The sequence below is a fragment of the Pseudomonas sp. PDM27 genome (genome assembly GCF_019219205.1).
Lineage (GTDB): Bacteria > Pseudomonadota > Gammaproteobacteria > Pseudomonadales > Pseudomonadaceae > Aquipseudomonas > Aquipseudomonas laurylsulfatiphila.
Genome location: NZ_JAHUWF010000009.1, coordinates 106,239 through 132,400, shown reverse-complemented (window position 1 = coordinate 132,400; position 26,162 = coordinate 106,239). Strand labels below are relative to the sequence as shown.

27 protein-coding genes are annotated in these 26,162 nt (G+C 59.9%); 15 read left to right on the top strand and 12 right to left on the bottom strand.

The features are described from left to right. Positions 1 to 16 precede the first annotated feature (16 nt). The 3 genes from KW838_RS19180 to KW838_RS19170 all read left to right on the top strand — a co-directional run bounded on the left by KW838_RS19180 (position 17) and on the right by KW838_RS19170 (position 2,151). Positions 17 to 586 carry a GNAT family N-acetyltransferase gene (locus KW838_RS19180; protein ID WP_102702085.1) on the top strand — a complete coding sequence of 190 codons (570 nt, stop codon included), beginning with the start codon at positions 17 to 19 and terminating at the stop codon, positions 584 to 586. 105 nt (positions 587 to 691) lie between these two features. Then, positions 692 to 1,561 (top strand): acyl-CoA thioesterase II, encoded by an 870-nt coding sequence (gene tesB / locus KW838_RS19175; RefSeq protein ID WP_007975794.1) that lies wholly within the window; start codon positions 692 to 694, stop codon positions 1,559 to 1,561. Then, on the top strand, positions 1,558 to 2,151 hold the full coding sequence (locus KW838_RS19170; protein ID WP_218502567.1) for an HAD family hydrolase: 594 nt from the start codon (positions 1,558 to 1,560) through the stop codon (positions 2,149 to 2,151). The genes tesB and KW838_RS19170 overlap by 4 nt, the downstream gene beginning before the upstream one ends. Positions 2,152 to 2,276: 125 nt before the next feature. Here the strand turns inward: KW838_RS19170 and KW838_RS19165 are convergent, their stop codons facing one another. Beyond that, positions 2,277 to 3,236 carry an alpha/beta hydrolase gene (locus KW838_RS19165; protein WP_218502565.1) on the bottom strand — a complete coding sequence of 320 codons (960 nt, stop codon included), beginning with the start codon at positions 3,234 to 3,236 and terminating at the stop codon, positions 2,277 to 2,279. Then, positions 3,237 to 4,130, bottom strand: coding sequence for a neutral zinc metallopeptidase (locus tag KW838_RS19160; RefSeq protein WP_218502562.1), 894 nt, complete (start codon positions 4,128 to 4,130; stop codon positions 3,237 to 3,239). Positions 4,131 to 4,296: 166 nt separating this feature from the next. Between KW838_RS19160 and KW838_RS19155 the strand changes: the two genes are divergently transcribed. Beyond that, positions 4,297 to 5,073 (top strand): IclR family transcriptional regulator, encoded by a 777-nt coding sequence (locus tag KW838_RS19155; protein ID WP_218502552.1) that lies wholly within the window; start codon positions 4,297 to 4,299, stop codon positions 5,071 to 5,073. 125 nt (positions 5,074 to 5,198) lie between these two features. Then, a complete protein-coding gene (locus tag KW838_RS19150; RefSeq protein ID WP_218502550.1) occupies positions 5,199 to 6,083 on the top strand; it encodes a DMT family transporter in 885 nt (294 codons plus the stop codon). A 126-nt stretch (positions 6,084 to 6,209) separates the two neighbouring features. On the opposite strand, the gene KW838_RS19145 is transcribed toward KW838_RS19150, so the two are convergent. Continuing rightward, on the bottom strand, positions 6,210 to 7,547 hold the full coding sequence (locus KW838_RS19145) for an MFS transporter (protein WP_218502548.1): 1,338 nt from the start codon (positions 7,545 to 7,547) through the stop codon (positions 6,210 to 6,212). A gap of 366 nt (positions 7,548 to 7,913) precedes the next feature. On the opposite strand from KW838_RS19145, the gene quiC reads away from it, so the two are divergent. Both quiC and KW838_RS19135 read left to right on the top strand, forming a co-directional pair. Then, the gene (gene quiC, locus KW838_RS19140) at positions 7,914 to 9,815 is read left to right on the top strand and encodes a 3-dehydroshikimate dehydratase QuiC (RefSeq protein ID WP_218502546.1); all 1,902 of its coding nucleotides are present in this window, start codon (positions 7,914 to 7,916) and stop codon (positions 9,813 to 9,815) included. A 102-nt stretch (positions 9,816 to 9,917) separates the two neighbouring features. Beyond that, positions 9,918 to 10,595, top strand: coding sequence for a TetR/AcrR family transcriptional regulator (locus tag KW838_RS19135; RefSeq protein ID WP_218502537.1), 678 nt, complete (start codon positions 9,918 to 9,920; stop codon positions 10,593 to 10,595). A gap of 79 nt (positions 10,596 to 10,674) precedes the next feature. Here KW838_RS19135 and KW838_RS19130 read toward each other — a convergent pair whose 3' ends face one another. From KW838_RS19130 to KW838_RS19120, 3 genes are all read right to left on the bottom strand, one after another. Then, on the bottom strand, positions 10,675 to 11,529 hold the full coding sequence (locus tag KW838_RS19130; RefSeq protein ID WP_218502535.1) for a shikimate dehydrogenase: 855 nt from the start codon (positions 11,527 to 11,529) through the stop codon (positions 10,675 to 10,677). A gap of 5 nt (positions 11,530 to 11,534) precedes the next feature. After that, positions 11,535 to 11,975: a type II 3-dehydroquinate dehydratase gene (gene aroQ, locus KW838_RS19125; RefSeq protein ID WP_218502532.1), complete on the bottom strand. Its 441-nt coding sequence runs from the start codon at positions 11,973 to 11,975 to the stop codon at positions 11,535 to 11,537. Between the two features lie 140 nt (positions 11,976 to 12,115). Continuing rightward, positions 12,116 to 13,027: a LysR family transcriptional regulator gene (locus KW838_RS19120; protein ID WP_218502528.1), complete on the bottom strand. Its 912-nt coding sequence runs from the start codon at positions 13,025 to 13,027 to the stop codon at positions 12,116 to 12,118. A 226-nt stretch (positions 13,028 to 13,253) separates the two neighbouring features. On the opposite strand from KW838_RS19120, the gene KW838_RS19115 reads away from it, so the two are divergent. Together KW838_RS19115 and KW838_RS19110 are read left to right on the top strand one after the other, a co-directional pair. Next, the gene (locus tag KW838_RS19115; RefSeq protein WP_015096924.1) at positions 13,254 to 13,682 is read left to right on the top strand and encodes a hypothetical protein; all 429 of its coding nucleotides are present in this window, start codon (positions 13,254 to 13,256) and stop codon (positions 13,680 to 13,682) included. Beyond that, on the top strand, positions 13,679 to 14,125 hold the full coding sequence (locus KW838_RS19110; RefSeq protein ID WP_218502517.1) for a DUF2442 domain-containing protein: 447 nt from the start codon (positions 13,679 to 13,681) through the stop codon (positions 14,123 to 14,125). Before KW838_RS19115 ends, KW838_RS19110 begins: the two co-directional genes overlap by 4 nt. A gap of 54 nt (positions 14,126 to 14,179) precedes the next feature. Here KW838_RS19110 and trmA read toward each other — a convergent pair whose 3' ends face one another. Together trmA and KW838_RS19100 are read right to left on the bottom strand one after the other, a co-directional pair. Continuing rightward, positions 14,180 to 15,259, bottom strand: coding sequence for a tRNA (uridine(54)-C5)-methyltransferase TrmA (trmA, locus tag KW838_RS19105; protein WP_218502515.1), 1,080 nt, complete (start codon positions 15,257 to 15,259; stop codon positions 14,180 to 14,182). Next, positions 15,256 to 16,551 (bottom strand): NCS2 family permease, encoded by a 1,296-nt coding sequence (locus tag KW838_RS19100; protein ID WP_008050771.1) that lies wholly within the window; start codon positions 16,549 to 16,551, stop codon positions 15,256 to 15,258. Before KW838_RS19100 ends, trmA begins: the two co-directional genes overlap by 4 nt. A 222-nt stretch (positions 16,552 to 16,773) precedes the next feature. On the opposite strand from KW838_RS19100, the gene KW838_RS19095 reads away from it, so the two are divergent. After that, the gene (locus KW838_RS19095) at positions 16,774 to 17,220 is read left to right on the top strand and encodes a DUF4879 domain-containing protein (RefSeq protein ID WP_218502512.1); all 447 of its coding nucleotides are present in this window, start codon (positions 16,774 to 16,776) and stop codon (positions 17,218 to 17,220) included. A 68-nt stretch (positions 17,221 to 17,288) separates the two neighbouring features. After that, the gene (locus KW838_RS19090; protein WP_007975779.1) at positions 17,289 to 17,840 is read left to right on the top strand and encodes a DJ-1 family glyoxalase III; all 552 of its coding nucleotides are present in this window, start codon (positions 17,289 to 17,291) and stop codon (positions 17,838 to 17,840) included. A 5-nt stretch (positions 17,841 to 17,845) separates the two neighbouring features. On the opposite strand, the gene KW838_RS19085 is transcribed toward KW838_RS19090, so the two are convergent. Beyond that, positions 17,846 to 19,096 carry an MFS transporter gene (locus KW838_RS19085; RefSeq protein ID WP_218502510.1) on the bottom strand — a complete coding sequence of 417 codons (1,251 nt, stop codon included), beginning with the start codon at positions 19,094 to 19,096 and terminating at the stop codon, positions 17,846 to 17,848. 485 nt (positions 19,097 to 19,581) lie between these two features. On the opposite strand from KW838_RS19085, the gene KW838_RS19080 reads away from it, so the two are divergent. From KW838_RS19080 to KW838_RS19070, 3 genes are all read left to right on the top strand, one after another. Next, a complete protein-coding gene (locus tag KW838_RS19080) occupies positions 19,582 to 21,018 on the top strand; it encodes a cytochrome ubiquinol oxidase subunit I (RefSeq protein ID WP_007975777.1) in 1,437 nt (478 codons plus the stop codon). 3 nt (positions 21,019 to 21,021) lie between these two features. After that, entirely contained in the window at positions 21,022 to 22,029 is a 1,008-nt protein-coding gene (gene cydB, locus KW838_RS19075) for a cytochrome d ubiquinol oxidase subunit II (protein ID WP_056728750.1), read from the top strand. A gap of 73 nt (positions 22,030 to 22,102) precedes the next feature. Further along, on the top strand, positions 22,103 to 22,270 hold the full coding sequence (locus tag KW838_RS19070) for a DUF2474 domain-containing protein (protein WP_007975773.1): 168 nt from the start codon (positions 22,103 to 22,105) through the stop codon (positions 22,268 to 22,270). 64 nt (positions 22,271 to 22,334) lie between these two features. On the opposite strand, the gene KW838_RS19065 is transcribed toward KW838_RS19070, so the two are convergent. Both KW838_RS19065 and KW838_RS19060 read right to left on the bottom strand, forming a co-directional pair. Then, positions 22,335 to 23,459 (bottom strand): methyltransferase, encoded by a 1,125-nt coding sequence (locus tag KW838_RS19065; protein ID WP_218502507.1) that lies wholly within the window; start codon positions 23,457 to 23,459, stop codon positions 22,335 to 22,337. A gap of 175 nt (positions 23,460 to 23,634) precedes the next feature. Further along, positions 23,635 to 24,348, bottom strand: coding sequence for a LuxR C-terminal-related transcriptional regulator (locus KW838_RS19060; RefSeq protein WP_102702065.1), 714 nt, complete (start codon positions 24,346 to 24,348; stop codon positions 23,635 to 23,637). Positions 24,349 to 24,655: 307 nt separating this feature from the next. Here KW838_RS19060 and KW838_RS19055 point away from each other — a divergent pair, with 307 nt between their 5' ends. Beyond that, positions 24,656 to 25,432 (top strand): ferredoxin--NADP reductase, encoded by a 777-nt coding sequence (locus tag KW838_RS19055; protein ID WP_102702064.1) that lies wholly within the window; start codon positions 24,656 to 24,658, stop codon positions 25,430 to 25,432. 42 nt (positions 25,433 to 25,474) lie between these two features. On the opposite strand, the gene mscL is transcribed toward KW838_RS19055, so the two are convergent. Beyond that, positions 25,475 to 25,888 carry a large-conductance mechanosensitive channel protein MscL gene (mscL, locus tag KW838_RS19050; RefSeq protein WP_102702063.1) on the bottom strand — a complete coding sequence of 138 codons (414 nt, stop codon included), beginning with the start codon at positions 25,886 to 25,888 and terminating at the stop codon, positions 25,475 to 25,477. Between the last annotated feature and the right edge of the window lie 274 nt (positions 25,889 to 26,162).

Genomic DNA, 26,162 nt, shown 5'->3' with positions numbered 1-26,162 from the left:
GGAGGGGCGGGGCACGATGGAGCCAATACTGGAGCTTGAAAGCGCTCGGCTGCTGTTGCGCCAGTGGCGCGATGAAGATTTGGCGGACTTTGCGGCGATGTGTGCCGATCCGCAGGTGATGCGCTATTTTCCAGGCACCTTGAGCCGCCTGGAAAGTGCGTCATTGATCGGGCGAATCCGTGGTCATTTCGCCGAGCATGGTTATGGGCTCTGGGCCTTGCAGCGAAAGGATTCTGGCCAGTTCATCGGGTTTACCGGGCTCAATGTGGTCGGATTCGACGCGCCATTCACTCCCGCGACGGAAATCGGCTGGCGCCTGGCCCGCGAGCACTGGGGCCTCGGATATGCCAGTGAAGCGGCGTGGACCGCTCTGCGCTGCGGGTTCGACCGCTTGCCGCTGAAAGAGGTGGTGGCCTTCACGACACAAACCAACCTGCCGTCAGAGAAAGTCATGCAGGCCATCGGCATGCACCATGACCCGGCGGATGACTTCGATCACCCGCGACTCGAGGCCGATCATCCGTTGCGTCGGCACGTTCTGTATCGCATCAGCCGCGAACAATGGCTGCAAACCTTGCATGGATAAGCTGGCACGGACGTTTACAATGGCCCCATGCTGGCCCGGGCCGGAAACTGAATCGACCGTTGCAGCCAAGACTGCGCGGCAATGTTTTGCGTGAGGAGAGTCTGAATGAGCCAAGTGTTGGAAGATCTGGTCGACTTGCTGACCCTGGAACCGATCGAGGAAAACCTGTTCCGCGGCCGTAGCCAGGACCTGGGTTTTCGTCAGCTGTTCGGTGGCCAGGTACTCGGCCAGTCGCTGTCGGCGGCGAGTCAGACGGTAGAAGAGGCGCGCCATGTGCATTCGATGCACGGCTATTTCCTGCGTCCGGGTGATGCCGGGTTGCCGGTGGTGTATCAGGTTGACCGGGTGCGTGACGGCGGCAGTTTCAGCACGCGCCGGGTGACGGCGATCCAGAAGGGCCACCCGATCTTCACGTGCAGTGCATCATTCCAGTACGACGAGGAAGGCTTTGAGCACCAGAGCAAAATGCCGGTTGTGGTTGGCCCGGAAAATCTGCCCTCGGAGCTGGAACTGACCCAGCAGCGCGCGCACCTGATTCCCGAGAAAATGCGCGAAAAGCTGTTGTGCCCCAAGCCGATCGAATTCCGCCCGGTGACTGAAAAAGATCCCTACAACCCGCTGCCGTCCGATCCGGTCAAGTACGTCTGGTTCCGCGCCGACGGGGCTTTGGCCGATTCGCCGGCGCTGCATAAATACCTGCTGGCCTATGCATCGGATTTCGGTCTGCTGGTCACTTCGATGCAGCCCCATGGCAAATCGGTCTGGCACAAGGACATGCAAGTCGCCAGCCTCGATCACGCACTGTGGTTCCACCAGAATCTGCGTGCCGATGACTGGCTGCTCTACGCGATGGACAGTCCGTGGGCCGGCAACTCGCGCGGATTCTCCCGAGGCAGCGTGTTTAATCGCGCCGGGCAACTGGTGGCCTCGGTCACCCAGGAAGGCTTGATCCGTCACCGCAAGGATTGGGCGTGAGCCTGGCTGACGTGCGTCACTGGGTGTTCGACATGGACGGCACCCTGACCGTGGCCGTGCACGACTTCGCAGCGATTCGCGTAGCCTTGGCGATTCCTGCCGAAGCCGACATCCTGACCCACCTCGCCGCACTGCCGGCCGATGAAGCCGCTGCCAAGCATGCGTGGCTGCTGGAGCACGAACGGGACCTGGCCCTCGGTTCGAAACCGGCGCCGGGCGCGGTGGAGTTGGTGCGTGAGCTGGCCGGGCGCGGTTATCGCCTGGGCATTCTCACGCGCAATGCCCGGGAGCTGGCGCATGTCACGCTGGAGGCCATTGGCCTGGCCGACTGCTTTGCGCTGGAAGATGTATTGGGCCGCGATGATGCACCGCCCAAACCGCATCCGGGCGGGCTGCTGAAATTGGCCGAAGCGTGGAAGGTGCCGGCGAGCGAGATGGTGATGGTCGGCGATTACCGCTTTGATCTGGATTGCGGGCGAGCGGCGGGTACGCGGACGGTGCTGGTGAACCTGCCGGATAATCCTTGGCCTGAATTGACCGATTGGCATGCGGCGGATTGTGTCGAGTTGCGGCAGATGCTGTCGGCTTGAGTGCTTCGTTGCCAGGTCAACCGCTTTCGCGAGCAAGCCCGCTCCCACAAGGGATTTGTGAACGACACAGATCCAATGTGGGAGCGGGCTTGCTCGCGAAGAGGCAGGCCCAGGCACTACAAGAGTCATTCCCCAAACAACGCCTTCTGCCCCTCCGGCGACGTAAACATCCCGTCCCCGTCATGCCCGACTCCGGGCACTTCTATCAATTGCTGCTTCAACCCTTGCGGTTGCAGCCGCTTCAGATAATCAAAGTAAAAACGCCCGCGCGCCAACCGATACGGCCCTTGCGCCTTGGCCTCACAGCTCTTGTCCAGCGCCGGATGATTCGGGTCGGTGTCCTGCTGGCCCAGAAGGTAAACGATGTCACGCTTAAGGTACTTTTCCTGCAGTTGTGTGGGCGTTTGTCCTTCGGCGTAGGCGGGCAAATCCGCTAGCCCATATTTCCAGCGATTGAATTGCGGGCAACCGGCGTGGCTGAACGCCACGGGCCGGCGCTCATCGAAATAGGCGTAGGACGACGGGTTGGCAATCACGTATCGAACCTGTACGCCGGCCGCCTCGAGGGCCGGCTGATCATGACCGAGCACTGCATAGCGCTGAACCACCTGCGCGCCACCGGAGTGACCGGCGATGACAATTTGCTTCACATCCGGAAACTGCTGGCGGTCACCCAAGCGAGCGATGATTTCGTCGAGCGCGGCATAGGAACTCAGCCGAAACGGTGCCGTGGATTCGCCCCCGGCCATCCATTCATTGCCTTGCCAGCGCAAAACGGTGTCGGCCACCGGATGAACCGCAACATCGGTTTCATTGAGGAATTGCGGGGCGATCACCAGGGTCGTTGCACTTTGCCCGGCCAGTTCGGCCGCGTGCTCACCGCTCTGCAGATAGGTTTGCGCGTTGCGCAAGCGACCGTGGAGGATGATCAGCACCCGTTCGATTTTTGCCGGGGCGGGGCTGATGCCCACCGCGATTTCACCTGATTTCAACAGCAGGCGTCCGGGACTGAGCTCCTTGACCTCATGCTCGGCAGCCTGGGACGTTGCGCAAGTAAACAGAACAACCAACAACCATTTCTTCATTTACAGATTTTTCGTCGCAAAGGTATCGCACTGGCTTACCTGGCCTTGGGCGAAACCGGTTTTGAACCAGCGCACCCGTTGCGCCGACGTACCGTGGGTGAACGAGTCCGGGACCACGCGGCCCTGACCCTGTTGCTGCAAACGATCGTCACCGATAGCGTTCGCTGCGTTCAGTGCTTCTTCGATGTCACCCGGCTCCAGCCAGTTCAGACGCTTCTGCGCATTGTTGGCCCAGACACCGGCCAGGCAATCGGCTTGCAGTTCCTGACGAACCAGCAAACCGCCGTCGCCTTCCATCTGCCGGCCTTGTTGGCGGGCTGCCTGGATTTTTGCGGACACCCCAAGCAGGGTCTGCACATGGTGTCCGACTTCGTGAGCGATTACGTAAGCCTGGGCGAAGTCGCCCGCGGCAGAAAAACGTTGGGACATTTCCTGGAAAAACGCCATGTCCAGATAGACCTTCTGGTCCGCCGGGCAATAGAACGGCCCGGTGGCCGAGGTGGCCAGACCGCAGGCCGAATTCACGCGGTTGCTGAACAGCACCAGGGTCGGTTCTTTGTACTGACGGCCGGCCTGCTGGAATATCGTGCCCCAGGTGTCTTCGGTGTCGCCGAGGATCGAGCGCACGAACTCCGCGCCTTCGTCATTGGCCGGTGGTGCCTTGCGGCTCTGGTTGGTGGCGGGCGCCGATTGCTGGTCCATTTGCCCGGTCAGTTGTCCGAGGATTTGCAGCGGATCCTGGCCGGTGATCCAGCCGATGCCGACGATCAGCAGGATCGCCGTCAGGCTCAGGCCCTTGCCACCGCCGAAGCGCATCCCGCCGCCGCCACTGCCGACATCATCACCACGGGCATCGACCACGTTGTCGCTGCGTCGGCCTTTTTTCCATAGCATGTGGGAATCCTCTTCTGTTCCGGGTAACGAGCCGTGCGATGAGTGTTGCTGCCAAGTGGGAGCCGCGCCAGTCCGGTCGTCAGACTGCCGGTTGCGCGACTGGTTCCACATTTTGCTTCGTGGGGCTTCTCTTCTAGAATCAGCCAAATTTTGTTTGGGACATACCATGGCTGGCAGTCAGATCGAACGTGTTTTCAGCGTGCTGGAAAGCCTGACCGGTGAACCGCAGGGTTTGCCGATGCAGACGTTGGCCGAGCAACTGGAGATCCCTAAAAGCGCGACTCATCGTTTGCTCGCTGAACTGATTCGCCTGGGGTACGTGCGGCAGAATCCGGACAACCTGCGCTATCACCTGTCGACCAAGCTGGTGGCCATGGGCTTTCGATACTTGTCCGGCAGCGGTGCGGATATCATCCAGCCGGTGCTCGATCGTCTGGCCGGGGAAACTGGCGAACTGGTGCGTCTGGGGGTGATCCAGGGGGAACGCCAGGTGTGGATCGCCAAGTCCCAGGGAGCCCGTTCCGGCTTGCGCTACGACCCGGACATGGGGCGCGATGCGCCTTTGTTCTACACGGCTTCCGGGCACGCGTGGCTGGCGTGCATGAGCGATGCCGAGGCGCTGTCGCTGGTCGAACGGCAAGGGGCGAAATTGCCTCGGGACGTCGGGCCTAATGCGCCGCGTTCGAATATTGAACTGCTGGAGCGCTTGCGTCTGGCGCGGGAGCAAGGTTATGCCTGGGTCGAGGAAAGTTCGGCGGTGGGCACCTCGGCGATTGCCGGCGTGGTGCGTCATCCACTGGATGGCCGGGTCATCGGCGTGCTCAGTATTGCCGGGCCAAGTGCGCGAATGCCCGGAGCGCGATTGCATGAGCTGGCGCCGACCTTGTTGAAATACGCCGATGAGCTTTCACTGGCGAGCCAGGCATCAGAGTTGTTCAGTTGAACCTGAAGTCTGCTTGAATAAACAGTGTGCGGTATTCGCCCACTTTATTGAGTCGTCGATATCATAAAGTGGAACCAGGTTCTAAATTATTCATGTCTCGCCTCAATCGATAAAAGGACTTTGTCTTGACGTCGCCCAGCAGTACCCCGCTTTCCGGCGTCAATCAGCCCTTCAAAGGGATCCTGCTGATCGTTGTCGCGACTTTCCTGTTTTCCAGCCATGACGCCTTTTCCAAATACCTCTCCGGTTTCTATCCCATTGTCATGGTGGTCTGGGCGCGTTACGTGGTTCACACCTTGCTGATGGCCGGGATTTTCCTGCCGCAATCCGGGCTGCGAGTGCTGCGTACCAAGCGGCCTTTTCTGCAACTGACCCGGGCATTGTGCCTGCTGGGCACCAGTCTGTTTTTCACCACGGGGCTGATGTACATCCCGTTGGCCGAGGCCACGTCGGTCAACTTCCTCGCTCCGGTGCTGGTCACCGCGTTGTCGGTACCGCTGCTTGGCGAGCGGGTGACGCGAGGGCAATGGTTGGCGGTGATTTTCGGTTTCGGCGGGGTGCTGATCATCGTTCACCCCGGTGGTGATCTGTTTACCCCGGCGGTGTTGCTGCCGTTCTGCTCGGCGCTGTTTTTCTGCTTTTATCAACTGCTGACGCGCAAGCTCAGCGAGATCGACAGCCCGACCACCAGCAACTTCTTCGCAGGCTTGTGCAACACGCTGGTGATGAGTGCGCTGGTGCCGTTCTTCTGGCAGACGCCGAACCTGGTGCATGGCGCGATGATGCTGGCGCTGGGGGCCTGCGGGATGACGGCGCACCTGTTCCTGACCCAGGCGTTTCGACTCGCCGCACCGGCATTGCTGGCGCCGTTCAGCTATTGCCAGATCATCTTCGCTGGCCTGCTGGGCTGGCTGCTGTTTTCCCATACGCCGACACTGACCACCGTGCTCGGTATTGCCGTGATCTGTTGCAGCGGATTGGCGGCCGCGTGGCAGCAAAGCCGCCGGTAGGAGGGCAACGATCAGAGACCTGTGGGAGCGAGCCTGCTCGCGAAGACGGACTGTCATTCAACATTGACGTTGGCTGACGTACCGCTTTCGCGAGCAGGCTCGCTCCCACAGGGACTGATGACTTCTTTAGTCGGTGATGGCTGGAATCTTGCGCGGTGCCATGAAGTACATCCAGGTCAGCGCAATGAAGTACATCGCCGGTATCAGCGTGAACAGCACGGTGTAGTTGTTGTTGGTGACGGTCAGGATATGGCCGACCAACTGGGTCATGAACATCCCGCCAATCGCCGCACACATACCGCCGAAGCCGAACACCGTACTCATCATGTGCTTGGGCGTGTAGTCCATCACCAGGCTCCAGATGTTTGCGGTCCAGGCCTGGTGCGCGCCGATGGCCAGGGAGATGGCGGCTACGGCGACCCACAGATTGCTGGAGCCGGCCGCCATGACCACGCCGATGATGCAGCAGGCGAACAGCAGCATCGACACTAGCCGCGCCTTGATCGGGTTGACGCCGCGACCGATCAGGAACGAGGAGAGGATGCCGCCGCCAACGCTGCCGAAGTCGGCGGTGAGGTAAATGATGATCAGCGGAATGCCCATCTGGGTCACGTTGATGCCCAGGTTGTATTGCTGATTGAGGAACGGCGGCAGCCAGTACAGGTAGAACCAGAACACCGGCGCGGTCATCGAGTAGGCGAGGGCGAAGGCCCATGTGCCGCGCATGCGCAGGATCTTCGAGAACGGCACGCGGGTTTGTTCCGGCTCGACTTCCTTCTGGATGTAGTCCAGTTCCGATTGTTTGACGCTCGGATGCTCTTCCGGGTTGAAGTATTTCAGGCCCCAGAACAGCAACCAGATCCCGCCCAGTGCCGACATGCACAGGAACGCGGCTTGCCAGCCCCAGACGTGCAGGATCAGTGGCAGCAGCATAGGGGTGAACATCGCACCGACGTTGGTCCCGGCATTGAATATCCCGGTGGCCACGGCGCGCTCGCCGGCCGGGAACCACAGGCGCGTGGTTTTCACGCAGGCCGGGTAGTTGGCGGCTTCGGTAAGGCCGAGGATGAATCGGCAGACCATGAAGCCGACCGCCGAAGTGGCCAGGCCGTGGGCGCCGGTCGCCAGACTCCAGAGCAACACAGCGCAGAAGAACACGCGCTTGACGCCGACCCGGTCGATCAACCGGCCCTGCAGCACGAAACCAATGGCATAGCCGACCTGGAACCAGAAGTTGATGTTGGCGTAATCCATCGCCGTCCAGCTCATTTCCTTGGCCAGGATGGGCTGCATCACGCCCAGTGCGGCGCGGTCGATGTAGTTCAGGGTAGTGGCGAAAAACACCAGCGCCAGCATGCCCCAACGGGTTTTGCCGACAGCCATGGCGCCGCGGATCTTGTCGCCGATACCACCGGCAGTGACGCTAATGGCCGGAGCCATGCGTGAGCTTTGGGAAGGAAGCATATGTACCACCCGTTTTTTTGAATTTGTTATTTGGTGTTTTGGACATCGCGGCCGGTGCTGCGAGTCCGGACTCAATGTGGGGTCGATGTTGGGCAGTGGACAAAAAATCGTCAATTCGCCAACCACCATTGTGTTCGATAATCGAACACAAAACTAACCGGATAGTACACTTTGAATTGCTGTGCGGGATCGCCAAGCCAATAATTTACCCAAGACAAACGCTACCCCCTGTAGGAGCTGCTGGAGGCTGCGATCGTTTGATCTTGAAAAGCAAAATCAAAGGATCGCAGCCTCCGGCAGCTCCTACAAGGATCCGTGCGTGCGATGCCCCCTAACAAGATGGTCCCCATTACCGGGAGTCGAAATATGCAGCGTTCCATTGCCACCGTATCCTTGAGCGGTACCCTGCCGGAAAAACTCGAAGCCATTGCCGCCGCCGGGTTCGACGGTGTGGAGATTTTCGAGAACGACCTTCTCTACTACGACGGCAGCCCACGGGAAATTAAACAGATGTGCGCCGATCTCGGGATCGCCATCACCCTGTTTCAACCTTTCCGTGATTTCGAAGGCTGCCGGCGTGATCGGTTGTCGCGCAACCTGGAACGCGCCGAGCGCAAATTCGACCTGATGCAGGAACTGGGTACCGACCTGGTGCTGGTGTGCAGCAACGCCTCGGCCGACTCCATCGGTGATGAACAGATTCTGGTCGACGATTTGCGACTGCTGGCAGAACATGCCGGGGCCCGTGGTCTACGCATCGGTTATGAAGCGCTGGCCTGGGGCCGGCACGTGAATACGTATCAACAGGTGTGGAACATCGTGCGTCAGGCCGATCATCCAAGCCTTGGCGTGTTGCTGGACAGCTTTCACACCCTGTCGCTCAAGGGCGATCCCAGTGCCATCGCCGAGATTCCCGGCGACAAGATCTTCTTCGTGCAAATGGCCGACGCACCGATCCTGGCCATGGACGTGCTGGAGTGGAGCCGGCATTTTCGCTGCTTCCCGGGGCAGGGGGAGTTCGACTTGCCGGGGTTCCTCGCGCCGATCATCCAGAGCGGCTACACCGGGCCATTGTCGCTGGAAATCTTCAACGACGGCTTCCGCGCCGCGCCGCCAAGGGCCAATGCCGCCGACGGCTTGCGTTCGTTGTTGTATCTGGAAGAGAAGACCCGCGAGCGTCTGGCGCAGGAAACCAGACCTGCGGCCAACCCCGGGATTCTGTTCGAAACACCCAAGGCCAGCGAGTACAACGGCATCGAATTTCTCGAATTCGCCGTGGATGAAAGCCTCGGCGCCAAGCTCTCCCATTGGCTGGAGCGACTGGGTTTCGTCAAGGCCGGGCAACATCGCTCCAAGAGCGTCAGCCTGCTGCGCCAGGGCGATATCAACCTGATCCTGAACTCGGAGCCTTACTCATTCGGCCACAGCTTTTTCGAAGCCCACGGCCCTTCGCTGTGCGCTACGGCCGTGCGGGTCAAGGACAGCGCCAGCGCACTGGCCCGCGCCGTGGCCTACAAGGGCCAGCCCTATCGCGGGTTGGTCGGCCCCAACGAACTGGAGCTGGCGGCGGTGCGTGCGCCGGATGGCAGCCTGATTTATCTGGTGGATCAACACGCCGATGTTTATGGCACGGACTTCAATCTGTACCCGCAAGCGCCGGCCAGCGGCGGCCTCAAGCGCATTGACCACATGGCCATGGCACTGCCGGCCGACAGCCTCGACAGCTGGGTGCTGTTCTACAAGAGCCTGCTGGATTTCGAGGCGGACGATGAAGTGGTGCTGCCAGATCCTTATGGTCTGGTGAAGAGCCGTGCCTTGCGCAGTCGCGACAGTTCGATCCGCTTGCCGCTGAACATTTCCGAAAACCGCAACACCGCGATCTCACATGCGCTGTCGAGTTATCGCGGGTCCGGAGTGCATCACATCGCCTTTGATTGTGATGACATCTTTGCCCAGGTCAGCCGTGCAAAAGAGGCGGGCGTGCCGCTGCTGGATATCCCGCTCAACTACTACGATGACCTGGCGGCGCGCTTCGATTTCAACGATGAGTTCCTCAGTGAGCTGGCCTATTTCAACGTGCTGTATGACCGTGACGCCCAAGGTGGCGAGTTGTTTCACGTGTATACCGAGCCGTTCGAGGGGCGGTTCTTCTTTGAGATCATCCAGCGCAAAAACGGGTATGCCGGCTACGGCGCGGCCAACGTGGCGGTGCGGCTGGCGGCCATGGCCAAATCCCGAAGCGGAGCCATCCGTCAGGCCAAGTTGTAGGAAATTCGTAAACGCGGGATTAAACACGGGCCGCGCGGCTTCCTTCACCGTGCCGCGCAGCCCATAATCGCCAGCCTGTGCAGTGATGGCCGTGAGCCCGCAATGACAATGACTTCAGAACTCCCCGCAGCCTCCGTAGAACCCGGGACCGAGCCGCGCAAGAGTCGCAAGAACAACCCGGAAAAGACCCGCGAAAACATCCTGCAGGAGGCGATTGTCGAATTCGTCCAGCAGGGGCTTTCCGGGGCCCGCGTCGATGCCATCGCCGAGCGCATCCACACCTCCAAGCGCATGATCTACTACTACTTCGGCAGCAAGGAACAGCTCTACGTCGAGGTGCTGGAGAAGCTTTACGGCGATATCCGCAACACTGAAAGCCGTTTGCACCTGACCGAACTGGCACCGGTGGACGCGATTCGGCGGCTGGTTGAATTCACATTCGATCACCACGATCGCAACGTCGATTTCGTGCGCATCGTCAGCATCGAAAACATTCACAACGCCGAGTACGTGAAGCGCTCCGAAGCGATCCGGGCGATGAACAACACCGTTCTCGATTCCCTCGATGTGATCCTGCGTCGGGGTGTTGAAGAGGGTGTATTCCGCGCCGGCCTGGTGCCGCTGGATGTGCATCTGCTGATCAGTTCGTTCTGCTTTTATCGCGTATCGAACCGCCATACCGTGGGTGAGATTTTCCAGATCGACTTGCCGGATGAGCGCATCAAGCAGCGTCATCGGGAGATGATTTGCGAGTCGGTGCTGCGTTATTTGCAGGCTTGAAAAGATCGCAGCCTTCGGCAGCTCCTACAGATCAATGCGATTGACGTAGGCGCTGCCGAAGGCTGCGATCCTTTGATCTTCAGTCATTCATGCCCTGGAAATGTTCAAGCATTCTCTGGGCATCCGGCACCACGCCGCTGAACAACTCGAATGCCTTCACCGCCTGAAACACGGCCATGTTGCCGCCGTCCAGCGTCCGGCAACCGAGGGCGCGGGCGTTGCGCAGCAGTTCGGTTTCCAGCGGGAAGTAAACGATCTCCGCCACCCACAACTCGGCTCGAAGCAACTCGACCGGCACCGGCATGCCGGGCAGTTTTTTCATGCCCATCGGCGTCGTGTTCACCAGGCCGTCAGCCTGGGCCAAGGCGCTTGGCAGGTCATACCCGGCCACCGCCAGAGCGACCCCGAAATGCTGATTGAGGTTGTCGGCCAGATCCTGGGCGCGACGGATGTCCACGTCAAAAATGCTCAGTTGTTGTACGCCTTCGCTCAACAGGGCGTGGGCCACCGCCGCCCCTGCGCCGCCAGCGCCCATCTGGACGACACGTTCAACGGCAACGCCTTTCAGACCCCGTCGAAAGCCCTCGGCAAAGCCCAGGCAATCGGTGTTGTGGCCGATGCGTTTGCCATTCTTGAGCACCACCGTGTTGACCGCACCGATACCGCGGGCCTCCGGCGAGAGTTCGTCCAGCAGCGGGATGATTGCCTGCTTGCAGGGAAAGGTGATGTTCAAACCGGTGAAGTTCATGCGCTCGGCGGCCATCAACAGGTCAGGCAGGGCGTTGCTGTCGAGTTTCAACTGATCAAGATCAATCAGGCGATAGAGGTAGCGCAGCCCTTGGGCATCGCCTTCATGCTCGTGCAGGGCCGGTGTGCGGGAAGCCTGGATGCCGGCGCCGATCAGCCCGGCCAGTACCACGTTGTTCTGAGTCACGGCGATCACCCCTTCAAACGATGACTGAAGTGTTCCAGCGCCAGGCGATAGCCGTGACTGCCGAAGCCGGCCATCACCGCCGTTGCAATAGCGGATACGAACGAGTGGTGGCGGAAGGGTTCGCGGGCGTGCACGTTGGACAGGTGGACTTCGATGACCGGTAGCTCGCTGGCGACCAGGGCGTCGCGGATGGCGACCGAGGTGTGAGTCCACGCGGCGGGGTTGATGACGATCCCGGCGCAGCGACCGCGGGCGGCGTGAATCCAGTCGAGCAATTCGCCTTCATGGTTGGTCTGGCGAAACTCCAACGCCAGGCCGAACTCTTCGGCGGCGCGTCCGCACAGGGCCGAAATGTCTGCCAGGGTTTCGTGGCCGTAAGTCGCCGGTTCACGGGTGCCGAGCAGGTTCAGGTTCGGGCCGTTTAGCACCAGAACGATAGGGGACATCGGAATCTCTCCACTTTTTATTGTTGGAATCGGCCATGGTTCTCAGCCTGTGGAGGTAAATTGTACTAACTAGTTAATTCGGTCAATTGAAGAGAGGGCACACTGGCGGTTTGTGGGCGATGATCGGACACTTTCTGTGTTCAGCGCGGCAAATGCTCCACCAGAAAATCAATGAATGCCCTCAAGCGCAGCGGTACATGTCGACTTTGCGGGTACAGCAGGGTGAAGGGTCGCGAGCGCCCGCCATAGGGCTTGAGCACCTCCACCAGTGAGCCGTCGGCCAGTTCCTTTTCCACGATAAAACGATAAGTCTGAAACAACCCTGCCCCGTGTTTGGCCAGTGTCACCCCACCCAGTACATCATCGGAACAACTGAGGTTGCCCTCGGCCAGAATCTCCCGGGGCACGCCTTCATCGTTGAACAACCAGGCAATGCGCCGGCCGCTGCTGGGCAATTCATACTGAATGCATTCGTGGTTTTCGAGGTCGTCGAGGGATTGCGGAATGCCGGCCTGTTTCAGGTAATCAGGGCTGGCAATCAGTACCAGGGCGGCATCTTCCAACTGGCGGGCGATCAGACCGGAATCCGGGATGGCTCGCACGCGAATCGCCATGTCGTAGCCTTCGCCGACGAAATCGATGTTGCGATTGCTGATATGCGACTCGACTTTCACCGCGGGATAGCGCGCCCGGAATTCGGGCAGCAGCGGCAGGATTCGATGATGCGCGTAGGTGGTCGGAATACTGATGCGCAAAGTACCGGACGGCACTTGCTGCTGGCCCATGACCTCGCGCTGGGCCTCGACCAGTTGCGCAAGGGCCTGGCGACATTCTTCGTAATAACGGCGACCACTGTCAGTGAGCTTCACGCTACGCGTGGTGCGCGCGAACAGCCGCACGCCCAGGCGTTCTTCCATGCGCGACACCGATCGGCTCACGGCAGCGGGTGTGACACCTGCCACCAGCGCCGCGGCAGTAAAACTGCCAGCCTCGGCGGCCAGGCAAAACAGCTCAATGCTGCCCAACTGAAGATCGTCGAATTGTCGCTGCATGATTGATTACACCGGGGATCAGATGAAGAAGCTGGATCAGTAATTATCAGGTGCCAGCGCTGTAAAGAAAGGATTTCTTACCAATTCGCGTGGTGTTCCGCAGGTCCGGGAATTGCCGGGACGCTAGCCTGAGGACAGAAGAAATGATTCGGCTGCCAATGCCAGCGGTCGGATTCTCCAGGGAATGCCGGATTCTGGGATTCAAAAACCTAACGGATGGGTTAGCATGAAGGTATGCAGTTTCAAAGGACTGTCGGTAGTGATCATGTTGCGAGACGAGCATTGTCCGCCTCATGCGCATGTGGAAGCGGGTACGTGGAGCGCGAGATTCAGGTTCAGCTTTTGGCACAACGGTGTCGAGCTCTGGGATGTCGTTCCGCTATCGCGTCGGCCACCATTGGCGGTGCTTGAGGGTTTGCGCCAATCGCTCAAGCAACCTGCCCATTTGCGACGTGCCCGCGGCATCTGGTGGCGAAAACTACAAACGGCCTGTCTTGATAATCAACTGTGGGACTGGCAAAGCAACGAAGTCGTTGTGGTGAAAAGGGTTGTCAGCACGACCAATATGATTGGATCGGCTTGCTACGTACCTGAATCGAACAAGACATTGCTGTCCCTGATCGGTGCACAGGAAAGTGTGGAGATCGAGTTATGAAAACGATAAAAGCCAAGGTTCAGGCCGATAATCCCGTAACGGAAAGTAGCCTGGACAAGGCCATTGAACGTGGTGAGTTACGTAGAAAAAATAGCCTGCAAGCGACAGCGGTTACCTACCTGGCTCCCAGGCTGGCAGTGCTCTTCGAAGACGGCAGCGGCGTATTGTTGCCCGTGGCCAACTATCCGGAGTTCGATGGTTTTGAGCTGGAGGACTACGCCAGCCTGACTGTCGGCTATGCGGGGACTGCGCTGTGCCATGAAGGCAAGGACCTGCATGTGTCTATCGCCGGGATGATTTCAGCGAGCAAGCCGCTGATGGCCATGGCGGCCTCGGTCGTCGCTTCGCGCAATGGTCGCCAGAGCAGTGCCGCAAAGTCTGAAGCCGCGCGGGCGAACGGCAGGAAAGGCGGGCGCCCGCGCAAGGTCGATGTTGTCGTGTAAGTGCCTACAAAAAAGCCGTCGTGAAGACGGCTTTTTTGTGCGTGGCAGCTGACATCAACGCCGGGTCAACATCACCCCGGATTCCATGTGATGGGTCCACGGGAACTGGTCGAACATCGCACACCGGCTGATCCGGTGAGTGTCGTGCAGTTGGGCGATGTTGGCTGCCAGAGTCTCCGGATTGCAGGAGATGTACAGGATGTTATCGAAGCGCCGGGTCAGCTCGCAGGTGTCCGGGTCCATGCCGGCGCGGGGCGGGTCGACGAACACGCTGCCGAACTCGTAGCTCTTGAGGTCGATGCCGTGCAGGCGGCGGAACGGACGCACTTCGTTCAGGGCTTCGGTCAGCTCTTCGGCGGACAAGCGCACCAAGGTGACGTTATCCACCGCGTTTTCGCTGAGATTGCTCAGCGCCGCGTTGACCGAGGTCTTGCTGATTTCGGTGGCCAGCACTTTACGCACGCGGGTGGCGAGCGGCAGGGTGAAGTTGCCGTTGCCGCAATACAGCTCCAGCAAATCATCGGAGCGATCCCCGAGCGCATCGTACGCCCAGTTGAGCATCTTCTGGTTCACCGTACCGTTGGGCTGGGTGAACGCGCCTTCCGGCTGGCGGTAGCTGAAGGTGCGACCGCCGACGTCCAGTCGCTCGACCACGTAATCGTGACCGATGACTTCGCGCTTGCCCTTGGAGCGGCCGATGATGCTGACGTTCAGGTCCGTCGCCAGTTTCGCAGCCGCCGCGTGCCAGTGCTCGTCCAGCGGGCGGTGATAGCACAGGGTGATCATCGCGTCGCCGGCCAGCGTGGTCAGGAATTCCACCTGGAACAGCTTGTGGCTCAGGGCCGCACTGGCTTGCCACGCTGCCTTGAGCTGCGGCATCAACTGGTTGATGCGCAGGCTGGCGATCGGGAACTCTTCGATCAGGATGGGCGTGCGTTTGTCTTCCTGGGAAAACATCGCGTAATGCCGCTCGCCGGCCTCGCGCCACAGGCGGAACTCGGCGCGCAGGCGGAAGTTTTTCAGCGGTGAATCGAAAACGGCCGGCTCGGGTGCATCGAACGGGGCCAGCAGGTCACGCAAACGCGTGACCTTTTCTTCGAGTTGAACGGCATAGGCCTGGGAATCAAAAGTCATGCGTTGAACCAACCCAGCTTGATCACGAACAGAATCGACAGGATCACCAGCGCCGGATTCAGCTCACGGCCACGACCGGACATCAGCTTGATGGCGGTCCAGGAAATGAAACCGAAGGCGATGCCATTGGCGATGGAGTAAGTGAACGGCATTGCCAGCGCGGTGATCACCACAGGCGCGGCGACGGTAATGTCGTCCCAGTCTATTTCGGCCAGGCCGGATGTCATCAGCACGGCGACGAATAGCAGGGCCGGTGCCGTGGCGAAGGCTGGAACGCTGGCGGCCAGTGGCGAGAAGAACAGCGCCAGCAGGAACAGGAACGCCACCACGATGGCGGTCAAGCCAGTGCGGCCACCGGCACTCACGCCAGCGGCGGATTCGATGTAGCTGGTGGTGGTCGAGGTGCCCAGCAGGGAACCGGCCATGGCGGCGGTACTGTCGGCGATCAGGGCACGGCCCATTTTCGGCATGTGACCGTCCTTGCGCATCAGGCCGGCGCGCTTGGCGACGCCGATCAAAGTGCCGGAGTTATCGAACAGGTCGACGAACAGGAAGGCGAAAATCACGCTGACCAGACCGATGTCCAGTGCGCCCTTGATATCCAGTTGCAGGAAGGTCGGGGCCAGGGACGGTGGCATCGACATCACGCCGCCGAACGGGGTGAAGCCCATCACGATGGAAATGATGGTCACCACCAGAATGCCGATCAGCACCGCACCGCGCACGGCAAGGGCTTCGAGGGCAACGATCAGGGCAAAACCGAGGGTGGCGAGGATCGGAGCCGGTTGTTTCAGGTCGCCGAGGCCGACCATGGTCGCCGGGTTGCTGACCACGATGCCGGCGTTGTGCAGGGCGATCAGCGCCAGGAACAGGCCGATACCGGCAGCGATCGCCGAACGCAGTGGCAGGGGGATGCTGTTGATGATCCATTCACGGATGCGGAAGATCGACAGCAGGAAGAAACACACGGCCGAGATGAACACCGCGCCGAGCGCCACTTGCCAGGTATGGCCCATGTGCAGGACCACGGTGTAGGTAAAGAAGGCGTTCAGGCCCATGCCTGGTGCGAGGGCGATCGGGTAGTTGGCGATCAGGCCCATGGTCGTCGAGCCGATGGCAGCTGCCAGACAGGTGGCGACAAACACCGCGCCCTTGTCCATGCCGGTCTCGCCGAGGATACTCGGGTTGACGAACAGAATGTAGGCCATGGCCAAAAAGGTCGTGACGCCCGCCAGAATCTCGGTCCGCACGTTGGTGTTGTGTGCCTTGAGTTGAAACAGCCTTTCCAGCATGTCTGCTCCCCGTGGCGCGCCGGGCGCCGTGAATGTATCGACCTCAACAGCAAAGCACAGGCAGCAGAACGCGCCTGGAAATTACTGTGGGCCGGAAAAAGCCGCGCATCATACCAGTAGCTTGGGCATATGGCTGCTTATGGCGGTGATCGTCGTCGATGTTTTGCGACAAAGCCAAGTGCGCCATACTGCGCGCTGGTTTTTCGGGGTGGAAAGCACTGCATGAAAAGGCGTCTGGTTAGCGTGTTCGGCGTATTGATGGCGTTGCTTCTCGGGGCCCAAACGGCCACGGCGGCATCGGCCCCGCCATTGAGTCAATTGAAAGTGCTCAAAGTCGCGTCGCCTTCCTGTGGCGTTGAAAATATCGACGAAGGGCAAACCCGCACGCGCTGCGATCACAATGGCCCGAACATCACGGTGTACGTGCTGGAGGTGGGTTACGGGCGTGAGGCCCATGTCGCCATCGACGGTTTTGAGGTGAACGGAACACGGACGCCGGTCTGCGCGTTCAAGAATGGCAACCTGACCAGTTGCACCCCCGGAGAAAAAACCGTCGGCTATTTGTATGTACTCGATCTGGCTGGCAAGCAGGAAGGCACTCTGACCTTCAGCAATACCTCGATCAATGCGCCCGGCAATACGATGTCGACGCAGCTTTACATCCAGTAGCCACATGTCTCGAACAAGGCGCGGGAAAGCTGACTACGCTTAAAAGATCATTCCGTGGACAGTGCCCGATGACTTTTAGAGCCTTGATTGCCCTCGCCGAGGGTACCGATGACCTGCAGACCGTGACCCTGATCGACGTACTGCGCCGCGCCAAAATTGAAGTGGTGGTGGCCAGTATCGAAGGGCGGCGCATGCTCACTTGCGCCCGCGGCACTCGGCTGACGTCCGATGCCATGCTGGTGGACTTGCTGGCGCAGCCTTTCGACCTGATCGCCTTGCCGGGGGGCGCGGTGGGGGCGCAGCACTTGGCCGCCCACCAACCCCTGCAACAATTGATCAAGGATCAGGCGGCAGCCGGTCGCCTGTTCGCCGGCATCGCCGAAGCGCCCGCCGTGGCACTGCAGGCCTTTGGCGTTTTGCGTCAACGGCGCATGACCTGTCTGCCATCGGCCAGCCATCAACTGTTGGGCTGTAACTTCGTCGATCAACCGGTGGTGGTCGATGGCAACTGCATCACCGCCCAGGGCTCGGCTGGCGCATTGGCATTTGCCCTGGCGCTGGTGGAGCAACTCTGCGGCAAAGCCACACGTGCGGCGGTGGCAGGGGAGTTGTTGGTTTAGCCTGCTTAGGCTTTCGCTACTTCCTTCTCTTCATCTTTAGCCACGTGCATGCGATCGCGGCTGGCCAGGGTCGGGAATAGTTTGACCCACACCCCAGTCACCACCAGCGTGCCGATCCCGCCCATGACCACGGCTGGCACGGTGCCGAACCAGTGGGCCGTCAGGCCCGATTCGAATTCGCCCAACTGGTTCGAGGCACCGATGAACAGACCATTCACGGCACTGACCCGGCCGCGCATTTCGTCCGGGGTTTCCAGTTGCACGAACGAGGCGCGGATCACCATGCTGATCATGTCTGCCGCGCCCAACACCACCAACACCGCCAGGGAAAACCAGAATGAGGTCGACAGGCCGAAGGCGATGGTTGCTACGCCGAAGATGCCCACGGCGGTGAACATGACCCGCCCGACATTGCGCTCCACGGCAAACCGCGCCAGGAACAGCGACATCAGCAGCGCACCCACTGCCGGTGCCGAGCGCAACAGGCCCAGTCCCCATGGGCCGGTGAGCAGAATGTCCTTGGCGAACACCGGCAACAGTGCCGTGGCTCCCCCCAATAGCACCGCAAACAGATCGAGGGAGATCGCCCCGAGAATGTCCGGACGACTGCGGATGAAGCGGATGCCCGCGAGCAGTGAATCCAGCGTGGCCTTGCCTTTGTTCAGCGGCGTCTGCCGGGCTGGCAGGTTGAGCATCAGCGAACAGGCGATGACATACAGCAGCACCGTCGGGCCATACACCCAGACACTGCCGAAGGCGTAGAGCAAACCACCGAGGGCCGGGGCAACGATGGTGGCTGATTGCTGGGCCGATTGTGCGGCGGCCACTGCCCGGGGAAACAGCGCGCTGGGCACGATGCTTGGCAACAGGGCCTGGGTGGTCGGCATTTCAAAGGAACGCGCGGCACCGAGCAGGAAGGCCAGGATAAAGATCATTTCCCGGGTGACATGGTCGGTGGCGCTGCCGATGGCCAGCGACAGGGCGATCAATGCCTGCAGGGACTGGCAGATCGCCGCGACCTTGCGCCGGTCATAGCGGTCGGCGACGTGACCTGTGTGCAGCATGAACAGCACGCGCGGGGCGAACTCGACCAGGCCGACCAGACCCAGGTCGAGCACGTTGCCGGTCAATTGATACAGGTTCCAGCCGATGGCCACGGTGAGCATCTGGAAGCCGCTGGCGGTAAAGATCCGGGCCAGCCAGAACGCGAGAAAAGGGCGGTGGTGACGTAACAGCAAGGTCTCTTGGCTGGGCATCTGCGGGGAAATCTGGGGAGAGGGGAACCGCGAGATTATCACCAACCTGTAACAAGAAGTTGCCATGACAAAAAATTTAGTTAGCCAGACATCGATATCGAGAACACTGCCATTAACTGTGGGAGCGAGCCTGCTCGCGATAGCGGTGTGACATTCAGCGTTGATGTTGACTGACAGGTTGCTATCGCGAGCAGGCTCGCTCCCACAGGAAATGTATTGCAGCTCATGACAGAGCCCATGAGGCAACTTGTCACGCGGCAATAGACCACGCGGTTCATCCCCGAAATTGGGACTACTCTTTCAACGTTGATTGATCCAGATCAAAACCCACAAAAGGAATTGATCCGGCGGCCGCAAGGCCAGACTCCCTGCGTTGTGATGCGTGCAGAAAAAGAACAAACAGAGATTCGCCACACTCCATATCCGTGGGGGCCGTGGGTGCAGGCTTCCGGCCAGCAGCCGTACTACCTGACAGAGGAAGACTTATGTTCGGTTTAGAGGCACTTGATCTCGCCCGAATTCAGTTCGCGTTCACCATCTCGTTCCACATCCTGTTTCCGGCCATCACCATCGGCCTGGCGAGTTACCTGGCGGTACTCGAAGGCCTGTGGTTGAAAACCCATAACGACACCTACCGTGACCTCTACCATTTCTGGTCGAAGATCTTTGCCGTCAACTTCGGCATGGGCGTGGTGTCCGGCCTGGTCATGGCCTATCAGTTCGGCACCAACTGGAGCCGCTTCTCGGACTTCGCCGGATCGGTGACCGGGCCGTTGCTGACCTATGAAGTGCTCACGGCGTTCTTCCTCGAGGCGGGGTTCCTGGGGGTCATGCTGTTTGGCTGGAACAAGGTCGGGCGTGGCCTGCACTTCTTCGCCACCGTGATGGTCGCCATCGGTACGTTGATCTCGACCTTCTGGATTCTCGCGTCCAACAGCTGGATGCAGACCCCGCAGGGCTTCGAGATCGTCAACGGGCAGGTCATCCCCACCGACTGGTTGGCAGTGATCTTCAACCCGTCGTTCCCGTATCGCCTGATGCACATGGCCACGGCGGCGTTCGTGGCCACGGCCTTCTTCGTGGGGGCCTCTGCGGCCTGGCATTTGCTGCGCGGCAAGGACAACCCGGCGATCCGCAAAATGCTCTCGATGGCCATGTGGATGGCGTTGATCGTTGCGCCGATCCAGGCGGTCATCGGTGACTTCCACGGCCTCAATACACTTGAGCATCAGCCGGCGAAAATCGCCGCGATCGAGGGCCACTGGGAAAACAAGGGTAACGAAGCGACTCCGCTGATCCTGTTCGGCTGGCCGGACATGAAGGAGGAGAAAACCAAGTTCGCTGTCGAGATCCCGTACCTGGGCAGCCTGATCCTGACTCACTCACTGGACAAGCAAGTCCCGGCGCTCAAGGAGTTCCCGCCTGAAGACCGGCCAAATTCGACCATTGTGTTCTGGTCGTTCCGGATCATGGTGGGCCTGGGCATGCTGATGATCTTCACCGGTTTGTGGAGCCTGTGGCTGCGCAAGCGCGACACCCTCTACACCTCGCGGCCGTTCCTGTACCTGGCGTTGTGGATGGGGCCGTCAGGCCTGATCGCGATCCTCGCCGGCTGGTTCACCACCGAAATCGGCCGTCAGCCGTGGGTGGTCTACGGTCTGATGCGCACGGCGGATGCGTCGTCCAACCATAGCGTCATGCAGATGAGCATCACCCTGATCCTGTTCGTCGTGGTGTATTTCGCGCTGTTTGGCGCCGGTCTTGGCTACATGATGCGCCTGGTGCGCAAGGGGCCGAAGATCGACGAAGGCAAGGAAACCAACGACGGTGGCCCCGGGCAGAAACGCACACCGGCCCGTCCGCTGTCCGCCGCCGACGACGATCACGCCGATGCCGGCCACAGCCTGACCAAGGAGATTTGAATCATGGGTATTGATCTTCCGCTGATCTGGGCCGTGATCATCATCTTCGGCATCATGATGTACGTGGTCATGGACGGCTTCGACCTGGGCATCGGCATTCTCTTCCCGTTCATTCCGGGCAAGACCGATCGCGATGTGATGATGAACACCGTCGCCCCGGTCTGGGACGGCAACGAGACCTGGCTGGTGTTGGGGGGCGCGGCGTTGTTCGGCGCGTTTCCACTGGCCTATTCGGTGGTGCTCTCGGCGTTGTACCTGCCGCTGATCCTGATGTTGATCGGGCTGATCTTCCGCGGCGTAGCCTTCGAGTTCCGCTTCAAGGCCAGGGACGACAAGCGCCACCTGTGGGACAAGGCGTTCATCGGCGGCTCGGTCACCGCGACGTTCTTCCAGGGCGTTGCGCTCGGCGCCTTCATCGATGGGCTGCCGGTGGTCAACCGGCAGTTCGCCGGTGGTTCACTGGACTGGCTGACACCGTTCACGATGTTCTGTGGCGCGGCGCTGGTGGTGGCCTATGCGTTGCTCGGTTGCACCTGGCTGATCATGAAGACCGAAGGCAAGTTGCAGGAGCAGATGCATGACCTGGCACGGCCCTTGGCCTTCGTACTGCTGGCGGTGATCGGCATCGTCAGCATCTGGACCCCGTTGGCCCACACGGATATCGCCGCACGCTGGTTCACCATGCCGAATCTGTTCTGGTTCATGCCGGTGCCGATTCTGGTGCTGGTGACGATGTACGGCCTGATCCGCGCGGTGGCCCGCAACGCGCACTACACGCCGTTCCTGTTGACCCTGGTATTGATCTTCCTCGGTTACAGCGGTTTGGGCATCAGCCTGTGGCCGAACATCATCCCGCCGTCGATCTCGATCTGGGACGCCGCCGCGCCGCCGCAAAGCCAGGGTTTCATGCTGGTGGGCACGCTGTTCATCATCCCGTTCATCCTGGGCTACACCTTCTGGAGCTACTACGTGTTCCGCGGCAAGGTCACCCATGAAGACGGTTACCACTAGCCCTGTTGTGGGAGCGAGCTTGCTCGCGATGGCGTCGGATGCGACGCCATCAATCTTGAAGAGGATTGACGTTATGGCTGCCAAACATTCCCTGCACGACATTGAAGAAGCCGAAAAAAAACCGCTGTGGCAGCGGCTCGGCTGGTTGGCCCTGATCTGGGTCGGCAGCGTGGGCGCCTTGTTCATCGTCGCCAGCCTGATGCGCCTGTTCATGAACGCGGCCGGCCTGACGACCCACTGACATCTCCCCCGCAGCCTCAAGGCGCGGATTTACAACCCTCCGACCGGAGGGTTTTTTTTGCCTGTTACTTACGCGCCTTGAGGATCACGAATTTCGGATTGGCTGCCACTTGCTCGACGCCACGGAACAATCGCGCCAGCTTGCTGTGGTAACCCAGGTGACGATTGCCGACGATGTACAGCGCGCCGCCCACAACCAGCGCTTCGCGCGCTTGCTGGAACATCCGCCAGGCCAGGAAGTCGCCCACGACCTGTTGCTGGTGAAACGGCGGATTGCACAGCACCACGTCAAGCGATTGCGGTTCCTGGCCGGCCAGGCCATCGCCGGCACGTACGGTCACTTCCCGTTCACCCAACGCTGCGCGCCAGTTTTCGGCGGCCGATTGCACGGCCATGAACGATTCGTCCACCAGCGTGTAGTGGGCCTCGGGGTTTTGCAGGGCGCTGGCGATGGCCAGGACGCCGTTGCCGCAGCCGAGGTCGGCGACCCGCGCCGAGCCAAGGTTTTTCGGCAGGTGTGGCAAAAACGCCCGGGTGCCGATGTCCAGGCCTTCGCGGCAAAACACATTGGCGTGGTTGAGCAGTTCGATAGCGGGTTCGTCGAGCCTGTACCGCGTCGGGTAAGGCGACACGACCGGGGTTTTGTCTTCTGCCGTGGCAATCAATAACCGCGCCTTCTTCACCGCCAGCGAGGCTTGCACGGGGCCGATGTAACGCTCCAGCAAGTCGCCCGCCGCCCGGGGCAGGTGCTTGATCATGGCCGCGGCGACCACTTGGGCGCCGGGTGCCAGTTGGCCTTGCAGGCGGATCAGTTGCTCTTCCAGCAATGCCAGGGTTTTCGGTACGCGGATCAGCACGCAGTCGAATGGCCCGACGGGGGCCTCGCTGGCGGGGACGCTCGGTACCGCATCAAACGCCAGGCCGTTGCGCACCAGGTTCTTTTCCAGGCCCTGCAAGGCCAGGAACGAATCACCGCTGCTGACCACCCGCACCTTGCCCGCCAGGCTGGCCGCCAACGCGCCGAAACTGTCGTTGAGCACCAATACCCGGGTGTCGGCCGTCGGATGCTGTTCGGCCAGATGGTTAAGCAGGTATTCATCAGCCGCATCGAAAGCTTGCAACGGTTCATTCTGCTGTTCAGGCTGGCGGATCAGGTCGAGGCTGGCGAAGGGTGTTTCGAGCAAAGGCATGGGGCGGGGCTCTGGGTAATCAACGGATGTCCCGCTGCCCTAAGGCGTTGGTGCGGGCGGAGCCGTCCGAGTGTACTGCGTCGTGAAGGTCTACACGCCATCACTCAGGAGGGACCGCAAATGGTACGTTTTTTTTGTCTGGATTGCCCGCAGGTTTTCCCGCAGTCGGGCGCTTTCAGATGGATCCGGACCGGGCCAAGGCCATGACTGCCGCCATCTTGTTGTTGACGCCGAGCTTTTCGATAGCCCTGTGCACATGAAAGTTGACCGTGCGTTCACTCAAATTGAGGATCCTGGCAATTTCATAGGCCGTCTTGCCATCGGCCGACAGTTTCAGGACTTCGAGCTCCCGCCGTGACAAGGAGGTAGCCTGAAGGTGAGTCGGTTTTTTCGGTTGCATTCCGATCGCCAACGCGTGCAGATGGCGACTGATGAACACCGAGAATCCAAGATTCTCGTACAGCTCATAGGCTGAAATCGGGCAATGACTTCGGGCCAGGCTGAGAATGCTGCGCAGGCCGCTTTCTTCATCGTGGATTGCTTGCGACCAGCCATGCGCCAAGCCTTGCTGTTGCAGCAGTTGCCATAACCACGGAGTTGCACAGAAGAGCTCTTTGCTCCAGAGCACGGGTAGCATGGAGTGATTGCAATAGGCCGCTACTGGGTCAATCTCGCTGGCCTTGCTTAGTTCATACTGTGTGTTCCAGTCGTGTGGATAGTTGTTCAGGTTGATGGGGCAGCAATCAGCGCGACTGTTGGCTGAAATGGTTGAAAAGGCACAAAATTTATATCCAAGGTTCCTGACGAAGTTCAGTGATATTCGATAGGCCGTATTAATGTCCTGTGTTTGGGAAAGCAGTTGAAGCTGTGACTCCTTCCAGATTTCCATATACGGGGTCTCCAACAGTATGTTTCCGGAGGGTGCTGACTTTGGATCCGAGATCCGGCACGTGACGCAGTGTAGGACAAATCCGATAACTGTAGTTCGACGATTTTGCTCTTTTAACAGCTGAGAAAGTGTATGCCAGGTTCTTAAGCCGCGTGTGAAAGATTAGATGCCATATGGCATTTTAAGTGGGTTGGTGTTTCTCGCGTCGAATAATCAATAAGTTGCAAATTCAATAACACTACAAAATGTCTGTGGTTACGCTGCCGTCTTTGCGGGACACTGGGGTATCTTTTGATTGGAGCCTTCCATGTCCGTCAGCGAAGAAAAATTTACCCGTCAGACCTTGCTCGAGGTTCATCCGTTGACCCCGAACCTGTTTACCCTGCGTGCCACGCGGGATGCGGGGTTTCGTTTTCGGGCGGGGCAGTTTGCCCGGTTGGGCGTCACCAGGGCTGATGGCAGCACGGTATGGCGCGCCTACTCCATGGTGTCCTCGCCCTATGACGAGTTCCTCGAGTTCTTTTCCATTGTCGTGCCGGGCGGTGAGTTCACCAGCGAGCTCAGCCGGCTGGTCGTTGGCGACAAATTGCTGGTCGACCGCCAGGCCTTTGGCTACCTGACGCCGGACCGTTTTGTCGATGGGCGCGATCTATGGCTGTTATCCACCGGGACCGGCGTGGCGCCGTTCCTGTCGATACTGCAGGACTTCGAAGTCTGGGAGCGATTCGAGCGGATTATCCTGGTCTACAGCGTTCGTGAAGCCCGGGAACTGGCTTATCAGGAACTGATCGCGGGGCTGACGCAACGTGACTATCTGGCCGAGTATGCGCACAAACTGCAATTCATCACTACGGTCACTCGTGAACAGCATCCTGGCTCATTGAACGGGCGGATCACCACACTGATTGAAAGCGGCGAACTGGAGCGCACCTCAGGTGTTGCGCTGACGCCTGAGCACTCACGGGTCATGTTGTGCGGCAATCCGCAGATGATCGATGACACGCGCAAGCTGCTTAAACAGCGGGACATGCACTTGAGCCTCAGCCGGCGACCCGGTCAGGTGGCGGTGGAAAACTTCTGGTAAAAAAAACGGCGCCTCGAAGGCGCCGTTTTTATGCTAGTGCGGTCAAGGCCGGTTGTTCTGGACCTTGAGCAAGTCGCGGATCTCGCCCAGCAACTCCTCTTCCTTGGTTGGAACCGGTGGCAGGCTAGGGGCCACGGCCTCTTCGCGCTTCAGGCGGTTGATGGCCTTGACGCCCACGAAGATCGCGAGGGCGACGATGATGAAGTCGATGATGGTCTGGATGAATTTGCCGTAGGCCAGCACCACCGGCGGAGTAGCGCCCTCGGCTGCCTTGAGCGTAATGGCCAGATCACTGAAGTCCACGCCACCGATCAGCATACCGATTGGCGGCATGACCAGATCACCGACAAACGATGTGACGATCTTGCCGAAGGCCGCACCGATGATGATGCCGACGGCCATGTCGACCACGTTACCTTTGACCGCGAAGGCCTTGAACTCGTTTAGCACGCCCATAGGTTATTTCCTTGTTACAGATGAGGTTGATGAACGCAGTGTAAATCAGCCAATCGCATTCTGCTCGAATCAACGGCCTGCCGTGCTTGCCAGCAATCGATCCGGGTGGTCATGGAGAACTCGCCGATTGATCTCATTTGTGGGCCGGCCAGCCCTTCTGCGGCGGTTCGCTTTCGGCTTTTTTTCAGCGATATGACTTCACTGTGTGAGCGAACCAGGTTGAAGGGCCATCCTTGAGTTTGGATGTTGAAATTGTTCGAGTTGTTGTTAAACA

Coding starts and splice junctions, on each gene's coding strand:
- cydB (WP_056728750.1), top strand. CDS start 21,022: ATGGGTATTGATCTTCCGCTGATCTGGGCCGTGATCATCATCTTCGGC.
- KW838_RS19090 (WP_007975779.1), top strand. CDS start 17,289: ATGACTTTTAGAGCCTTGATTGCCCTCGCCGAGGGTACCGATGACCTG.
- quiC (WP_218502546.1), top strand. CDS start 7,914: ATGCAGCGTTCCATTGCCACCGTATCCTTGAGCGGTACCCTGCCGGAA.
- tesB (WP_007975794.1), top strand. CDS start 692: ATGAGCCAAGTGTTGGAAGATCTGGTCGACTTGCTGACCCTGGAACCG.
- KW838_RS19060 (WP_102702065.1), bottom strand. CDS start 24,348: ATGGAAATCTGGAAGGAGTCACAGCTTCAACTGCTTTCCCAAACACAG.
- KW838_RS19145 (WP_218502548.1), bottom strand. CDS start 7,547: ATGCTTCCTTCCCAAAGCTCACGCATGGCTCCGGCCATTAGCGTCACT.
- KW838_RS19110 (WP_218502517.1), top strand. CDS start 13,679: ATGAAAACGATAAAAGCCAAGGTTCAGGCCGATAATCCCGTAACGGAA.
- KW838_RS19085 (WP_218502510.1), bottom strand. CDS start 19,096: ATGCCCAGCCAAGAGACCTTGCTGTTACGTCACCACCGCCCTTTTCTC.
- aroQ (WP_218502532.1), bottom strand. CDS start 11,975: ATGTCCCCTATCGTTCTGGTGCTAAACGGCCCGAACCTGAACCTGCTC.
- KW838_RS19115 (WP_015096924.1), top strand. CDS start 13,254: ATGAAGGTATGCAGTTTCAAAGGACTGTCGGTAGTGATCATGTTGCGA.
- mscL (WP_102702063.1), bottom strand. CDS start 25,888: ATGGGCGTGCTAAACGAGTTCAAGGCCTTCGCGGTCAAAGGTAACGTG.
- KW838_RS19080 (WP_007975777.1), top strand. CDS start 19,582: ATGTTCGGTTTAGAGGCACTTGATCTCGCCCGAATTCAGTTCGCGTTC.
- KW838_RS19120 (WP_218502528.1), bottom strand. CDS start 13,027: ATGCAGCGACAATTCGACGATCTTCAGTTGGGCAGCATTGAGCTGTTT.
- KW838_RS19070 (WP_007975773.1), top strand. CDS start 22,103: ATGGCTGCCAAACATTCCCTGCACGACATTGAAGAAGCCGAAAAAAAA.
- trmA (WP_218502515.1), bottom strand. CDS start 15,259: ATGACTTTTGATTCCCAGGCCTATGCCGTTCAACTCGAAGAAAAGGTC.
- KW838_RS19160 (WP_218502562.1), bottom strand. CDS start 4,130: ATGCTATGGAAAAAAGGCCGACGCAGCGACAACGTGGTCGATGCCCGT.
- KW838_RS19065 (WP_218502507.1), bottom strand. CDS start 23,459: ATGCCTTTGCTCGAAACACCCTTCGCCAGCCTCGACCTGATCCGCCAG.
- KW838_RS19100 (WP_008050771.1), bottom strand. CDS start 16,551: ATGCTGGAAAGGCTGTTTCAACTCAAGGCACACAACACCAACGTGCGG.
- KW838_RS19135 (WP_218502537.1), top strand. CDS start 9,918: ATGACAATGACTTCAGAACTCCCCGCAGCCTCCGTAGAACCCGGGACC.
- KW838_RS19095 (WP_218502512.1), top strand. CDS start 16,774: ATGAAAAGGCGTCTGGTTAGCGTGTTCGGCGTATTGATGGCGTTGCTT.
- KW838_RS19055 (WP_102702064.1), top strand. CDS start 24,656: ATGTCCGTCAGCGAAGAAAAATTTACCCGTCAGACCTTGCTCGAGGTT.
- KW838_RS19155 (WP_218502552.1), top strand. CDS start 4,297: ATGGCTGGCAGTCAGATCGAACGTGTTTTCAGCGTGCTGGAAAGCCTG.
- KW838_RS19165 (WP_218502565.1), bottom strand. CDS start 3,236: ATGAAGAAATGGTTGTTGGTTGTTCTGTTTACTTGCGCAACGTCCCAG.
- KW838_RS19180 (WP_102702085.1), top strand. CDS start 17: ATGGAGCCAATACTGGAGCTTGAAAGCGCTCGGCTGCTGTTGCGCCAG.